10 protein-coding genes are annotated in these 14,095 nt (G+C 70.8%); 8 read left to right on the forward strand and 2 right to left on the reverse strand.

What is annotated here, in order from left to right; genetic code table 11:
• Nucleotides 1-76: 76 nt before the first annotated feature.
• Nucleotides 77-1,144 (reverse strand): fatty acid desaturase family protein, encoded by a 1,068-nt coding sequence (locus ACQP0P_RS32175; RefSeq protein ID WP_433361905.1) that lies wholly within the window; start codon nucleotides 1,142-1,144, stop codon nucleotides 77-79.
• 261 nt (nucleotides 1,145-1,405) lie between these two features.
• Between ACQP0P_RS32175 and ACQP0P_RS32180 the strand changes: the two genes are divergently transcribed.
• The 3 genes from ACQP0P_RS32180 to cydB all read left to right on the forward strand — a co-directional run bounded on the left by ACQP0P_RS32180 (nucleotide 1,406) and on the right by cydB (nucleotide 5,204).
• Nucleotides 1,406-2,323 (forward strand): polysaccharide deacetylase family protein, encoded by a 918-nt coding sequence (locus ACQP0P_RS32180; RefSeq protein WP_433361908.1) that lies wholly within the window; start codon nucleotides 1,406-1,408, stop codon nucleotides 2,321-2,323.
• Nucleotides 2,324-2,823: 500 nt separating this feature from the next.
• Nucleotides 2,824-4,251: a cytochrome ubiquinol oxidase subunit I gene (locus tag ACQP0P_RS32185; RefSeq protein ID WP_433361911.1), complete on the forward strand. Its 1,428-nt coding sequence runs from the start codon at nucleotides 2,824-2,826 to the stop codon at nucleotides 4,249-4,251.
• Nucleotides 4,252-4,262: 11 nt separating this feature from the next.
• Nucleotides 4,263-5,204 carry a cytochrome d ubiquinol oxidase subunit II gene (cydB, locus tag ACQP0P_RS32190; RefSeq protein WP_433361914.1) on the forward strand — a complete coding sequence of 314 codons (942 nt, stop codon included), beginning with the start codon at nucleotides 4,263-4,265 and terminating at the stop codon, nucleotides 5,202-5,204.
• 115 nt (nucleotides 5,205-5,319) lie between these two features.
• Here the strand turns inward: cydB and ACQP0P_RS32195 are convergent, their stop codons facing one another.
• Complete coding sequence (locus ACQP0P_RS32195) at nucleotides 5,320-6,906, reverse strand: LLM class flavin-dependent oxidoreductase (protein ID WP_433361917.1); 1,587 nt, start codon at nucleotides 6,904-6,906, stop codon at nucleotides 5,320-5,322.
• Between the two features lie 119 nt (nucleotides 6,907-7,025).
• Between ACQP0P_RS32195 and ACQP0P_RS32200 the strand changes: the two genes are divergently transcribed.
• The 5 genes from ACQP0P_RS32200 (at nucleotide 7,026) to ACQP0P_RS32220 (ending at nucleotide 14,039) form a co-directional block, all read left to right on the forward strand.
• A complete protein-coding gene (locus ACQP0P_RS32200) occupies nucleotides 7,026-7,577 on the forward strand; it encodes a MarR family winged helix-turn-helix transcriptional regulator (RefSeq protein WP_433361920.1) in 552 nt (183 codons plus the stop codon).
• An 86-nt stretch (nucleotides 7,578-7,663) separates the two neighbouring features.
• The gene (locus tag ACQP0P_RS32205) at nucleotides 7,664-8,551 is read left to right on the forward strand and encodes an LLM class flavin-dependent oxidoreductase (protein ID WP_433361923.1); all 888 of its coding nucleotides are present in this window, start codon (nucleotides 7,664-7,666) and stop codon (nucleotides 8,549-8,551) included.
• Between the two features lie 129 nt (nucleotides 8,552-8,680).
• Nucleotides 8,681-8,854 (forward strand): hypothetical protein, encoded by a 174-nt coding sequence (locus ACQP0P_RS32210; RefSeq protein WP_433361926.1) that lies wholly within the window; start codon nucleotides 8,681-8,683, stop codon nucleotides 8,852-8,854.
• Nucleotides 8,855-9,040: 186 nt separating this feature from the next.
• The gene (locus tag ACQP0P_RS32215; RefSeq protein WP_433361929.1) at nucleotides 9,041-9,556 is read left to right on the forward strand and encodes an effector-associated constant component EACC1; all 516 of its coding nucleotides are present in this window, start codon (nucleotides 9,041-9,043) and stop codon (nucleotides 9,554-9,556) included.
• Nucleotides 9,549-14,039: a caspase, EACC1-associated type gene (locus ACQP0P_RS32220; RefSeq protein ID WP_433361932.1), complete on the forward strand. Its 4,491-nt coding sequence runs from the start codon at nucleotides 9,549-9,551 to the stop codon at nucleotides 14,037-14,039. Before ACQP0P_RS32215 ends, ACQP0P_RS32220 begins: the two co-directional genes overlap by 8 nt.
• The last annotated feature ends 56 nt before the right edge of the window (nucleotides 14,040-14,095 follow it).

A 14,095-nucleotide genomic window follows, 5' to 3' on the forward strand; every position in this document is an offset into this window, starting at 1 on the left:
GATAACAGCAACATCTGCCCGCCGGCGCGACCCTTCGTTGTCAGTGCTGCCGCCCTGACACACGAGACCGGCCGGGTCAGCCGGGCACGGGGCTTCCGGCTCGCAGGGACGCGCCCACGTCGTGCAGGTGGCGCAGCGCCTGTGCGTACGAGCTGACGATCCCGGACTCCAGGTAGTCGACACCCAACTCCTCGCAGTAGGCCCGGACGATCGGCTGGGCGCGGCGCAGGTTGGGCATCGGCATGCTGGGGAAGAGGTGGTGCTCGATCTGGTAGTTGAGCCCGCCGAGCACGGCGTCGAGGACCCTGCCACCGCGCACGTTGCGCGAGGTCAGCACCTGGCGCCGGAGGAAGTCGAGCTTCTCGGAGCCCCTGAGCATCGGCATCCCCTTGTGGTTGGGCGCGAAGGTGCAGCCCAGGTAGACGCCGAAGATCGCCTGGTGCAGCAGCAGGAAGACCACGGCCTTGCCCGGCGACAGCACGGTGAACAGCGCGCCCAGGTACAGGACGGCGTGCACGGCCAGCAGCGATGCCTCCACGGCCCGGTTCTTGGTCGTCGGGCGCATCAGGGCCCGGACGCTGGACACGTGGAGGTTGAACCCCTCCAGCGTGAGCAACGGGAAGAACAGGAACGCCTGCCGGCGACCCAGGAGCCTGGACAACCCCCTGCTCTCGGCGGCCTGTTCGTGTGACCAGACCAGGAAGTCGGGGGCGACGTCGGGGTCGTGGTCCTCGTGGTTGGGGTTGGCGTGGTGGCGGGTGTGCTTGTCCATCCACCAGCCGTAGCTCATGCCGACGGTGAGGTTTCCCGCCACCAGCCCGGCGAGCTCGCTGGAGCGGCGGGAGCGGAAGACCTGGCGGTGGGCCAGATCGTGGGCGACCAGACCGATCTGCGCGAACACCACCGCGAGGAAGGCGGCGACCAGCAGCTGGTACCACGAGTCGCCGACGGCGAAGAAGGCGGCCCAGCCGCCGACGAGGGCCACCGCCACCAGCCCGAGCCGTACGGCGTAGTAACCGGGGCGCCGTTCCAGCAGCCCCGCCTGGACGATCCGGCGCGACAGGCGGGCGAAATCACTACCCCGTTCCACGCTTTCAGGAGGGGCGGGGGGATCCGCGTCGTCGATCGCGGTGGAGTTGGTCACGGTTCTCCTCAGATGGGCCGGATCACTCGAATGATTACCTCAGCCGGCGACGCTACATATCTACATCAACCGGGCATGGGGACTTTCCCAGGATTGCGTGCTCGCCGCGCCCGCAAACCCCCGCTCCCACCCCTACTCGTGGTAGTGCTGACCCTACCCCGCTAAATGCTTCGATCAAGGAAGTACAACAACATAGCCATTTGAATCGCCCTCGCGCGGCATGATCGAACAGATTCCCGGCTGCTGGCAGGATGGTCGCCCATGGCATCGGGGACGTACTGGACGACAAGAGCGGTGGCGGCGGCGACGGCCCTGGCGGTGAGCGCCGGGTGCGCCACGGGCCCGGACGGCGGGGCCGGCGAGGGCGCCGCCCCCGCGCCGGGTGCCTCCTCCGGTGCGGGGAAGGCCCCCGCCGGCGGGGACGGCCGAGCCGCGAGGACACCGGCGGGGCCGCCGGGTGCGATGCCCAGGCCGGGCGAGGTGGGCGTGATCCCCCGTCCCGGTGACGGCCTGCCTCCGGTGATCAGTTCCATCCCCACCAGGCGGAAGGTCGTCTTCCTGACCATCGACGACGGCTGGGAGCAGGATCCCGGCTTCGTGGCACAGGTCCGTGACCAGCGGATCCCCGTGGCGGCCTTCGTCACCCGCGACGCCGTGGAGGCCAGGGGCGCGACCGATCCGACCGCCCAGGGCGGCAGGTTCCTGGGCGCGGGCAAGTGGAGGTACGTACGCGACCTGCGCGACGCGGGGGCGACGATCGAGAACCACACGCTGACGCACCCGAACCTGCCCGCGCTCGGCTACGAGGGGCAGAGGGCCGAGATCTGCGGCGCCTCCACACTGATCCGCAGGCACACCGGCACCGCGCCCACCCTGTTCCGCCCTCCGTTCGGCAACCACAACACCGCGACCCGCAGGGCCGCCAAGGCCTGCGGCATCGACGCGCTCCTGCTCTGGACCGCGACCGTGCAGCCAGGCGGGAAGATCGCCTACCAGGTGCCCGACAAGAGGCTCCGCCCCGGCGATGTGCTGCTGCTGCACTTCCGTCCGAACCTCGCCCGTGACTTCGAGATCCTCGTCGCCAAGATCAAACGTCGGGGCTTCGAGATCGGCAACCTCGACGCGTACCTGAAGGCGGCGACCTCGAAGGCGGCGACCTCGAAGGCGGCGACCCGCTAGCGCCGGCCGGGAACCTCGGCCGGGTTTCCGGTCACCGTCCCGCCGCGACCGTCACCGGCGACCGGGAGTCTCCGGACTCGGTGGGCACAGGCCGGCCCGTGCCCGCTTCGCACGGTGCTGAGGGCCCTGCATCCGGCGCGGGAGGCTCGCGATGTCGCCCGCGCGGCGTACCTCGAAATCACTCCGGAGGTGGACGCCCCGGGGGTGCCTCCCGCCCCACCATGGAGTCACGCCTCCGGGGGGATGGCGGGCGGCGGGGATGCGTCCATGTGACGGGACATGCGTGGAGATATTCCCCGCGGCATGAGAAGAGCCGGCGCCGCGAGCCGAGGGACGGTCTCGGTCCGGCCGAGAAGTGCGGTCTCGCACCGGATCATGTGACAAAGATCGCACCAGCTCGCGGCGCCCCCTTCTCTCTTTGCTCTACAGCTTGTAGTACTACTAAGGATAGAACTACGGGCTGTAGAGCAACAGGCCCGCGAGGGGAACGCGAAGGGAAGATGGACGCACTAGACCTGGCACGGTGGCAGTTCGGGGTGACCACCGTGTACCACTTTCTGTTCGTACCCCTGACCATCGGCCTCGGCGTCTTCGTGGCCGGTCTGCAGACCGCGTGGCACCGCACGGGCAAGGAGCACTACCTGCGGCTGACGAAGTTCTTCGGGAAGCTCTTCCTGATCAACTTCGCGATGGGCGTGGTGACCGGCATCGTGCAGGAGTTCCAGTTCGGCATGAACTGGAGCGAGTACTCGATCTTCGTCGGCGACGTCTTCGGGGCCCCGCTGGCGCTGGAGGCACTGCTCGCGTTCTTCCTGGAGTCGACCTTCATCGGTCTGTGGATCTTCGGCTGGGACAAGCTACCCAAACGCATCCACCTGGCCACCATCTGGATCGCGGTCATCGGCTCCACCGTGTCCGCCTACTTCATCCTCGCCGCCAACGCCTGGATGAAGCACCCGGTCGGCTATGAGGTGGTCGACGGCAAGGCCCGGATGACCGACCTGTGGGCGGTGCTCACCAACTCCACCGCCCTCGTGCAGGTGCCCCACGTGGTGGGGGCGGCCTTCGTGGTCGGGGGCGGTTTCGTGCTGGCGGTCTGCGGCTACCAGGTCCTGCAGGAGCGGCGCGCCGCCCCTGCGCGGCGGAACACCCCGAGCATCTGGCGGACCCCGATCCGGGCCGCGCTGGCCATGACGGCGATCGCCGGCGTGGTGGTCGCGGTCAGCGGGGACATGTCCGCCAAGCTGCTGTACGAGCAGCAGCCGATGAAGCTGGCCGCCGCCGAGGGGCTCACCCACGACACGGCCGGCGCGGCGTTCTCCCCGGTGCCGGGGGTGGAGATCCCCAAACTGCTCAGCTTCCTGTCCACCAACGACCCGGACGCGGTCGTCCAGGGCACGGCGGACATACAGACCCGGTTCACCGAGCAGTTCGGCCCGGCCGACTACCTGCCCAACCTGCCGGTGGTCTTCTGGTCCTTCCGCGTGATGATCGTCTTCGGGATGGCCACGGTGGGCCTGTCGGTTCTCGGCCTCTGGCTGACCCGCGGGCGCCGCGGCGGCAACCGCCCGCAGCGGGAGATCCCGGCCTGGTTCGCCAGGGCCGCCCTGCTGGCGCTGCCGCTGCCGACCATCGCGATGATCGCGGGCTGGCTGCTCTCCGAGATCGGCCGCCAGCCGTGGACCGTCCAGGGTGAGCTGCTCACCGCCGCGAGCGTCTCGCCGGGTGTCAGCCTGACCGAGGTGGCCATCTCGCTGGCGGTCTTCACCGCCGTGTACGGCGCGCTCGCGCTGGCCGAGGCCGTGCTGCTCGTCCGCCACGTCAAGGCGGGCCCCGAGCCCGCCGCTCCCGTCGCGCCCCGCACCCCGCCCTCGCGCGACGACGACCAGACCGCGGACATCCGGCTCCAGCCGACCCTGATGTACTGAAGGCGACAACCATGGAACTCACCACCTTCTGGTTCGTACTCATCGCGTTCCTGTGGATCGGCTACTTCGTGCTGGAGGGCTTCGACTTCGGCGTGGGCATGCTGGCACCGGCGCTGGCCAGGAACGAGGCCGAGCGCAAGCAGGTCCTGGGCACGATCGGCCCGGTCTGGGACGGCAACGAGGTCTGGCTGATCACCGCGGTCGGCGCCATGTTCGCCGCCTTCCCCGCCTGGTACGCCGGGCTGCTCAGCGAGTTCTACCTGCCGATCACGCTGATCCTCGTCGGGCTGATCGTGCGCGGCATCGGCCTGGAGTGGCGCGGCAAGGTCCAGCACGCCTCCGACCGCGTCTGGTGCGACCTGGGCGTGCTGGTCGGCAGCGCGCTCCCCGCGTTCCTGTGGGGTGCCCTCTTCGCCGACCTGCTGCGGAACAGCGCGGCGGCCGCGCTGGTCGGCGGGGTGCTCTCCCTCTCGCTGTGCGTGCTGCACGGTGCGGTGTTCGTCGCGCTCAAGACCTCGGGGCCGGTGCGCTCCCGTGCCAGGCGCGCCGCGATGATCGCCGCCGCGGTGGCGCTGCCCGCCGCGGTGGTGGCACTGCCGAACATCCCCGCCACGGACGCGGTGGCCGCCGGCTGGTCGGCGGCCCCGTGGCTCTGGGCGGGCGCGCTCGCCTCGATGGCGGCCCTGGCCGCGGGGATCGCGCTGACCTGGCGCGGCCGGGACGGCTGGGCGTTCGCCGCCACCGCCTCGTCCATCGCGCTGGGCGGCGCCGCCCTGTTCGGCGCCCTGTGGCCCGCCCCGCTCCCCGGCCTCACCGTCGCCGAGGCCGCCTCCGGCCCGTACACGCTGGGCATGCTCACCTGGATCGGCCTGATCGCGCTGCCGTTCGTGCTCGGCTACCAGGCGTGGTCGTACTGGGTCTTCCGCAAACGCCTGGTCGCCGAGGTGTCCTGAGACACCCTGGCCCGCCTCTCACAGGTCAGGCTTCCCGCTTCACCGCCGGTCGCCGGTCGCCGGTCGCCGGTCGCCGGTCGCCGGGAGAGCCCTACTCCGAACCCGCGCGTGGCGTTCAGTGCAGGCCGAGCCTGGCGAGCGGCTCGACCAGCTCCCTCTCCTCGTACGACAGGTGGGACAGGAGCGTGTCGGTGAGCAGGTCCATGGCCGCCCGCAGTTCCTTGTGACCGTCCGGCCGGCTGACGAAGGCGACCAGCGCCCGGTCGACGCCTTCGAGGACGTCGTGGATGGCGTGGTGCTCCTGCTGGAGGCGGTCGACGACGGGCGCGAGCCTGGGGTCCGAACGGCGCAGGTGCGGGAAGAGGCTCTGGTCCTCCAGAGTGTGGTGGGTCGTGACGATGCGGCAGTAGGACTCGCAGTACGTGCCGACCGTCCAGTTGTTCTGGCGCATCGTCATCGTGTTGATGTGCGAGCGCGCGGCACCGGGATCCATGGCACCGGTGGTGACCTGGTCGACGAGCCCGCGAATCTCGGTGAGCTCCTTGCGAAGGTGGTCGTGGATGTCGACGAGGTGCTGTCCGGCCGCTCGCTGCTGTGGGGTGTAGGCGCGATCCGGGTCGGGGTCCGGACCGGTCGGGCGGGTGCTCTCGTCCCAGACCTGGACGTCGGCGAGCCGGACGCCGTCGTCCGGGGTGGGTGTGACCCCCAGGGCGGGAACCGCGCCCCTGACCTGGGCGGTCGGGGTGCCGGTCGTTGACGTGCCGCCGACCTCGGGGTCGGCGGCCCCGGACCGGTCGGCGGCGGACGGCCCCGAACCGCCGCGCCCGGCCTCGACGAGTTCGCGGACGCCGGGAACGACCTCGGCGGCGAAGCGCCGGATGTCGTCGGGGTCGTCGCTCGCCAGGATGTAGGCGCTCATCCCCTGGGTGAGGGTGAGCTCGGCGAGTTGCTCGGCCCAGACGTGCGCCGGTCCCTGGAGGAAGTCGCGCCCCGAGCCGGTGAAGGCGCCGGAGATGTTGTACAGGCGCCGGACGTCACCGGGTGCGCGTCCCGCGCCGGCCGCGGCCTCGTCGATGGCGGCGTTCATCGCCGGGAGCGCGTCCAGGGCGGCGTAGGCGTTGCTGGGCAGCCAGCCGTCCGCGAGCCGCCCGGTCAGGTCGAGCATCCGCCTCTTGTAGGCCCCCAGCCAGATGCCGACGTCGTGGGCGGGCGCCGGGCCGGGGTGGGCTCCCCAGACGCGGTGATACCTACCGTCGACCCGTACGGATCCGCCGCCGGTCGCCCAGACGGCCCGGATGACCTCGATGCCCTCCGCCAGGGCGTCGACCCCCTGCGCCGCGTTCAACCGGGGGCCGCCGACGGCGGCGATGGCGTCCCAGAAGGCACCCGCCCCGAGCCCGAGCTCGACCCGGCCGCCGCTGAGGATGTCCAGGGTCGCGACGCTGCGGGCCAGCACCGCCGGCGGGCGCAGCGGCAGGTTCGCCACGTTCGGCGACACCCGCACCGTCGAGGTGCTCGCCGCGATGACCGACAGCAGCGTCCAGGTGTCGAGGAACCGCGCCTGGTACGGATGGTCCTGCACGGTCACCAGATCCAGGCCGACCTGCTCGGTGAGCCGGGCGAGCGCGACGACCCGCTGAACCTGCTCGGCGACCGGGGTCAGGAAGGTTCCGAACAGCAGCTCGTGCCCGTAGTCGGCCATGTCTCTCCTTGGAATGTCATGTCGGATATGCGGCACCGTGGCATGACAGATCGTATTTAAAACAGATAGATTGTCAAACAGAAGGTCTTTTTCCCCTTCGATGCTGGTAACCTGGCGGCATGCCCGCAACCCAACGTCCCGGCATGGAGACCTCGGACGCCCTGGACAGCGACCTGGGCTGGACCCTCGGGGTGGTCTTCCGCGCCTACGTCAGGACGGCGAACGCGCTGGTCAGCCACCTGCCCGGCGGGCCCAGGGGCTACCAGGTGCTCACCGCGGCCGCCCAGGAGCTCCCCGCCGGCCAGGGAGCGCTGGCGCAGCGCCTCGGTGTCGACAAGACGGTCATGACCTACCTGCTCGACGACCTGGAGCAGGCCGGGCTGGTCGAGCGCCGACCGGACCCCGCCGACCGGCGCAACAAGCGCATCATCGCCACCGAGCAGGGCAGGGCGGCCTGGGCCGACACCCAGACCCGGCTCGAACACGCCGAGGACCACGTCCTGGCACCGCTGGAGGAGGCGGACCGCTCCCTCTTCCGCGAGCTACTGAGGAAACTGGCCATCCAGGCCAACACCCAGGACCCGGTGCACGACACCTGCCGGCTCGTCACCGAGCTGGCCCCCGACACCGCCTCCCCGCCCGCCAGACCACGCCGCTCCCCCCGCCATTGATCCCCGTCCCCGGGCATCCCCACCGGATCGCGCCACACAGGGGCGGAGTTGACCTCAAGGTCACTTGAGGTTGAAGGATGGCGCTCATGGATATCGGAGTGATTCTGCCCGGCGTCGGTGTGCAGCGGGAGCAGCGGCTCGATCTGGGCGCCGCCGCGCGCCATGCCGAGGAGACCGGGCTGGACGGCGTCTGGCACGGCGACCATCTCGCCACCGGGGCGGCGTCGCTGGACTGCGCCGTGGCGCTGGCCGTCGCGGCGACGACGACCACCCGGATCCGGATCGGCACGAGCGTGTTCGTCCCGGCGATCCGGCCCCTGGCCTGGGCGGCCAAACAGATCGCGAGCCTGCAGCACGTCTCGGGCGGCCGGCTGGTGCTGGGCGTCGGGTCCGGCGGCGGGGCCGGGCAGTGGGCGGCGGCCGGGGTCCCGTACGGCGAGCGTGGCAGGCGGACCGACACCGCACTGGAGCTGCTGCCGCGGCTGCTGGCCGGGGAGACCGTCGCGCTGGTGGACGAGCCGGGCGAGGTACGGCTCCAACCGGCCGTGACGCCGCCGCCGATCTGGGTCGGCAACGCGTCGACGGTGGCCGTGCGACGGGCGGCCCGGTATGGAGACGGCTGGTTCCCCTCGATGGTCCCGCCGTCGAAGGTGGCCTCGGGCCGGGCCAGGCTGGCCGAGCTCGCCGCCGCCCACGGGCGCCCCGAGCCGGTCGTCGTCATCGGCGCCACCGGCGTCCTCGGTTCGAGCCCCGGCCTGCCCACCCGCGAGTCCATCGCCTCGGGAATCACCGGGTACGGCATCCCCATGGAGGAGGCCGTGCAACTGCCCCTCACCGGGAAACCCGCGCAGGTTGCCGAGCGGCTGGCCGCCTACCGCGACGCCGGGGCGCGGCACGTGGTCCTGGGCTTCGCGGGCGGCGACTGGCGCGAGCAGTGCGACCTGCTGGCCGAGACCCGCGCGCTCCTGACCTGACCCGCGCGCGCCGACCATCACCGATCGGGCGGCGATCTCACGGAACGGAAACCGACGCGCGGGGCAGCTCCCCGGTCTTCCTGTCCTCGCCATCGGCCGGGAACCGACACCTCCTCCGCCCTGAACACCATGGCCGTCAACACGCGATCCCGCCGCGTGATGGAAAAAGCCGGCCTGTCATTCGTCCGGAGCTTCACCGGGGACTGGCCGGAGGCGATCGAGGGCTTCGAGCACGGCGAAGTCGAGTATGAACTCACCTGGGCCGAGTGGAGACGGCATCGGCAGGCGCCGACCGTCCGGTAGAACGGCGCCGCTCCGCACTTCCCGGGTTTCGTCAGCTGTGACAGGTAGCGAAGCGGAGGTTGGAAGCGATATCCGGAGTGGGTCTCGCACCGGCGAGAAACCGGGTCTCGTGCCGAGAGGGAAAGACGATCGCCATTACCGGTGGTCACCCCACCCGCTCTGGACCACGAACGGGAGAGGTGCGGCGTGGAAGACGGCGTGCAGGATGTCGCGCTCGTGTTGGTGGACGTGCCGAGCCAGGTGCGGGACGTGTACGCCTGGCTGCGGGAGGATCCCGAGCTGCGCCGCTGGGTCGGCCTCGTCGAAAGCCCACCGGCAGAAGGCGCGCTCGGGCCCGTCGCGGAGGCCGTCCAGATCGTGGCCGACGCGCCTGAGGTGGTGGCCACGCTCGCCGGCGTTCTCATCGCCTGGCTGCGCTATCGGACCAGCGACGTCAAGATCAGGATCCGGAGGAGCGCCACCGACACCGAGATGGAGGTCACCGCCAACCGGGTGAAGACCATGAACGCCGCGCAGGTACAGGAGCTGAGGGCCCAGCTCGAAGCCGCCCTCAACACCCACCCCCCGCTATTGCCGGCATCCGGATCGGCAGGGTCCGCAGCGGACTCCTCCCCGTCCGAGGAGGAGACGAACCCTTCCCCATCCGAATCCGAGGAAGAGGCGGATCCCTCCCCGTCCGAGGAGGAGACGGGCGGTGGCTGAGGCCGCGCCGAGGCTCCTGCTGTCCGGATCCGGCGTTCGCGTGCTGATCGTCGGCTCGGGCCGGCACGTCGCGGAGGCGAGGATCGGCGACGTGCCCCAGGCGGTCTCCGCCGCGACCGACCTGGCCACCACCCTGGTCGAGCGCACCGATCTGGCTCCCGAGCAGCTGACGCTCCTGGTGAACCCGGACGATCCCGCCCGGCTGGCGACGGCGATCGACACCCTGTCCCGGCAGGCCACCGACGTACTGGTCTTCGTGTATGTCGGGCACGGTCTCATCGGTCCCGACAACCACCTGTATCTCGCCACCCAGGCCACGGTGGACCTCACCCGAGGCCCGGTCAGGAACCAGGCGCTGCCGTACGCGGAAGTCGCCGACCTGCTGTCAGGGAGCAGGGCCCGGCTGAGCGTGGTGATCCTGGACTGCTGCTGGGCCGGACGCGCCACCGGCTGGCCGGACACCTATCTGCTGACCTCCACCAGCCGCGACGAGGCGGCCTGGGCGCTGCCCGGGGATCGCCACACCGCTTTCACCGGCGCGCTCATCCACCTGCTCACCGAAGGTGATCCGACCGGACCGTACCTGCTCGGCCTTGACGACGTGCACCGCTGTCTCACCCGTGGCCTGCGCGAACGCGGCCTGCCCGTTCCCCGCCGCCAGGCCGCCGACCACGGTGGCCGCCCGATCGTGGTCAACGCCGCGTACCGTACCCCGGCCGGTCGCCGCTTCCCGGCGGCACTGCCCGATGACGGGCAGCACAGCCCTTACCGAGGTCTGCGCGCCTACCGCGCCGAGGACACGGCCTTCTTCTTCGGCCGCGAAGCACTCACTCGTACCCTTGCCGATCGGGTGATCTCCGAGCGAGGCGCACCGCTCGTCGTCACCGGTCCCTCCGGTTCAGGCAAGTCCTCCGTCCTGCAGGCCGGGCTGATCGCGGCGCTGGGCCCCGAACGTTGCCTGCTGCTCACCCCTGGCGCCGACCCCTTCAGCGGTCTTCTCCAAAGCGTGACCGACCTGACCGGAGGCAGCCGGCCCGGCCCCGATCGCACGGGCGACACGACAGCTGAACGAGAGCAGCGGCTCGCGACGCCACCTGACCCCGATCGTCTGAGGGACACGGGTGGAGGACACCAACGGCTCATAACCCCGTCCGGCCCTGATCGCCTGGGGGACGCCCTTCCTGAGGACACCGTTCTCCTCATTGACCAGTTCGAAGAGGTTTTCACCCTCTGCGAGGACGAGTCTCGCCGCGCACCGTTCATCAGGGCACTCGTCGCGATCTCCCGCAGGGTGCCCGTGGTGATCGGCGTGCGCGCCGACTTCTTCGGCCATTGCACCGCCTACCCCGGACTCGTGGACGCGCTGGAGCACGCGGCCGTCGTTCCGCCGCTGACCCGCGACCAGTTGCGCGATGTGATCGAGGAACCGGCCCGGCTGGCCGGCCTCACCCTCGATGAGGGCCTGGTGGAACAACTGCTGGACGACCTCGGCGACAGCACCGACAGCACCCCTCTGCCGCTGCTGTCCCATGCGCTGCTGGCCACCTGGCAACGCCGCGAGGACGGTGTCCTCACCCTGGCGGCCTACCGCGCGACCGGTGGAATCACCCAGGCGTTGGCCCGCACCGCCGACGAGACCCTGAACTCCCTCCGCTCACCAGACCTTCTCACCACCGTGCCCCGGTCACCGCAGTCGCCCGGCACCGCGCCTTCCCACAGCGCGAAGCGGCTGCCAAGCGGGCCGGAGCCTCCCGACTCCTCGGCCTGGGACGCCGCGCGCCGCATGTTCCTGCGCCTCGTCCGGCTTGGCGAGGCCACCGACGACACCCGCCGAACGGTCCCCCTGCTGGAACTGCTCCCTGCGGCCGGCAGTCCGGAACATGATCAAGCCCGGGTCATCCTCGACGCCTTCACCCGAGCCCGGCTGATCACCGTGGATCAGGATCGGGCCCACATCGTCCACGAAGCCCTCATCCGCGCCTGGCCGCAACTGCGATCCTGGATCGACGCCGACCGCGCCGACCTGCTCGTGGGCCAGCAACTCTCCGAGGACGCCGCGCGCTGGGACCGCCAGCGACGCGAGCCCGGCTATCTCTACACCGGCGCCCGCCTGGAGGCCATCGACCGGACCCGCGAGCGCTGGCGCTCCGGCCCGACCCGCCACCCCTTTCTGAACGAGGTCGTCGCCGACTTCCTGACCAGCAGTGACGCGGCCGCGAAACGGGCCAGACGGCGCCGCCGGGTCACCCTGGTGATCCTCATCGCCCTGCTGATCGCCTCGCTGGGAGGCGCCGGGGCGGCCGTCCTCGCCGCGAACGACGCCAGGACCCAGCAGCGTCTCGCCGAGGCGCGGAGCCAGGAGGCCACGTCACGCGAGCGGGCGCTACAGAGCGAGTACATCGCGGCCGCCGATCCGGTACGGTCCGCCGCGCTGGCCGCCAACGCCTGGCGCATCGCCCGTACGCCCGAGGCGCGCTACAGCGTGCTCGACATCCTCGCCGGTGCCGGCCGAGGCGTCATCGCGGTAGGCGAGGGCTCCGCGTGGGCCGTGGCCTACAGCCCGGACGGAAAGACTCTGGCCGTCTCGGAAACCGATGGCACCATACGGCTCTGGGACGTCGCCACCCACCGCCCCATCGGCACCCCGCTCACCGGCCATCAGGATGTCGTTCCCTCCGTCGCTTTCAGCCCGGACGGGAAGACATTGGCCAGCGCCGGGCTGGACGGCACCGTACGGTTGTGGAACGTCGCCACTCATCGCCCCATCGGTGCTCCCCTTACCGGCCACAGCGAATTCGTCTGGGCGGTGGCCTTCAGCCCGGATGGGCACACGCTCGCGAGCGCAGGAAACGATAAAACCATACGTTTATGGGATATATCCGCCCATCGGCAGCTCGGTGTCCCCCTCACCGGACACCAGGGCCCCGTCTACACGGTCGCCTACAGCCCGGACGGGCGCACCCTCGCCACTGCCGGAGACGACAAGACCCTGCGGCTGTGGGACGTCGCCACCCGTCGTCCGCTCGAAACCCCGCTGACCGGCCACACGGGCGCCATCGGCGGCGTCGCCTTCAGCCCGGACGGGAAGACATTGGCCACCACGGCCGCTGACAAGGACGTACGGCTGTGGGACGTCGCCACCCGTCGTCCGCTCGGCGCCCCGCTCACCGGCCACATGGACGCCATCGGTTCCGCATTCAATCCCGTCAACGGGGTGCTCTTCAGCCCCGACGGACGCACTTTGGCCACGGCGGGAAACGATGGCACCGTACGCCTGTGGGACGTCGCCACCCACCGCCAGTTCGGTGCCCCGCTCACCGGGCACAAGAACACCGTCATCGGGCTGGCCTACAGCCCGGACGGACGCACTCTCGCCAGTGCCGGATTCGAGGGAACCGTCCGTCTCTGGGATGTCACCGCGCACCGCCAACTCGGTGCCCCCTTCAACGCCGCCGCCGAGTTCGCCTGGACCGTCGCCTTCAGCCCTGACGGCCGTACCCTGGCCAGCGCAGGAAGCGATGGCATCGTGCACATCTGGGACATAGCCGCCCACCAACGTCTCGGCGAACCCCTCACCGGCCACAAAGAGCATGCTCTCCGGCTGGCCTTCAGCCCGGACGGGCGCACCTTGGCCAGTGCCGGAGCCGACGGCACCGTACGGCTGTGGAACATCGCGACGCACCGCGAAGTCGCGACCCTCGCCGGACACCGGGAAAGAGTCCAGACCGTCGCCTTCAGCCCGGACGGGCACAGCTTGGCCAGTGCCGGAGACGACGGCACCGTACGCCTGTGGGACGTCGCCACCCATCGCCCACTCGGCGCCCCGCTGACCGGGCACGACGGCCGCGTTCTTGAGGTGGCGTTCACCCGAGACGGGCGCGGCCTCGCCAGCGCGGGAGTCGACGGAAGCGTCCGCCGGTGGAACATCGCCGGCCACAGTGGCGTCACCGTTCTCCCGCCACGTCGCGAGGGCTCGGTGAGCGCCCTTGCCCTGAGCGCCGACGCGCGTACCCTCGCCACCGCCGACACCGATGAGAACGTGGTGCGCCTGTGGGATCTCTCCACCGGGCAGGAGCGCGGCAATCCCTTCGCCGGGCACCAGGACACCCGCAACCAAGCAGCCGTCAACTCCATCAACGGCGTGGCCTTCAGCCCCGATGGACGCGGTCTCGCGACCGGGGGAGCCGACGGCACCATCCGTCTGTGGGACACCACCACCCACCGGCAGCTGGGCGACCCCCTCACCGGGCACACCGCCTCCTCCAACGGACTGCCGTTCGTCAGCGGCGTGACCTTCAGCCCTGCCGGAGGGACGCTGGCCAGCGCCGGTGGTGACGGCACCGTACGCCTGTGGGGTGGCGTCGCGGTCCCGGCTGACAGCGATCTGTCGCGACTGATCTGCCCGCTGGCCGCCCGATCCCCCTACTCCGAGGGGTATGACAAGTACACCGTTCCACCACCTGATCGGGAAGGGCGGTGCTGAACCTCAGGCCGTTTCCGAGCGTGTCCCGGAGGCAGTTGCCTGGTTACTTGAGGGTG

Source organism: Streptosporangium sp. CA-115845 (genome assembly GCF_050943795.1).
In the GTDB taxonomy this organism is placed as follows: Bacteria; Actinomycetota; Actinomycetes; order Streptosporangiales; family Streptosporangiaceae; genus Streptosporangium.

What these genes read in the sequence shown, in the direction of transcription:
- ACQP0P_RS32210 (WP_433361926.1), top strand. Translation starts at nt 8,681, where the DNA reads ATGGCCGTCAACACGCGATCCCGCCGCGTGATGGAAAAAGCCGGCCTG.
- ACQP0P_RS32185 (WP_433361911.1), top strand. Translation starts at nt 2,824, where the DNA reads ATGGACGCACTAGACCTGGCACGGTGGCAGTTCGGGGTGACCACCGTG.
- ACQP0P_RS32200 (WP_433361920.1), top strand. Translation starts at nt 7,026, where the DNA reads ATGCCCGCAACCCAACGTCCCGGCATGGAGACCTCGGACGCCCTGGAC.
- ACQP0P_RS32180 (WP_433361908.1), top strand. Translation starts at nt 1,406, where the DNA reads ATGGCATCGGGGACGTACTGGACGACAAGAGCGGTGGCGGCGGCGACG.
- ACQP0P_RS32205 (WP_433361923.1), top strand. Translation starts at nt 7,664, where the DNA reads ATGGATATCGGAGTGATTCTGCCCGGCGTCGGTGTGCAGCGGGAGCAG.
- cydB (WP_433361914.1), top strand. Translation starts at nt 4,263, where the DNA reads ATGGAACTCACCACCTTCTGGTTCGTACTCATCGCGTTCCTGTGGATC.
- ACQP0P_RS32195 (WP_433361917.1), bottom strand. Translation starts at nt 6,906, where the DNA reads ATGGCCGACTACGGGCACGAGCTGCTGTTCGGAACCTTCCTGACCCCG.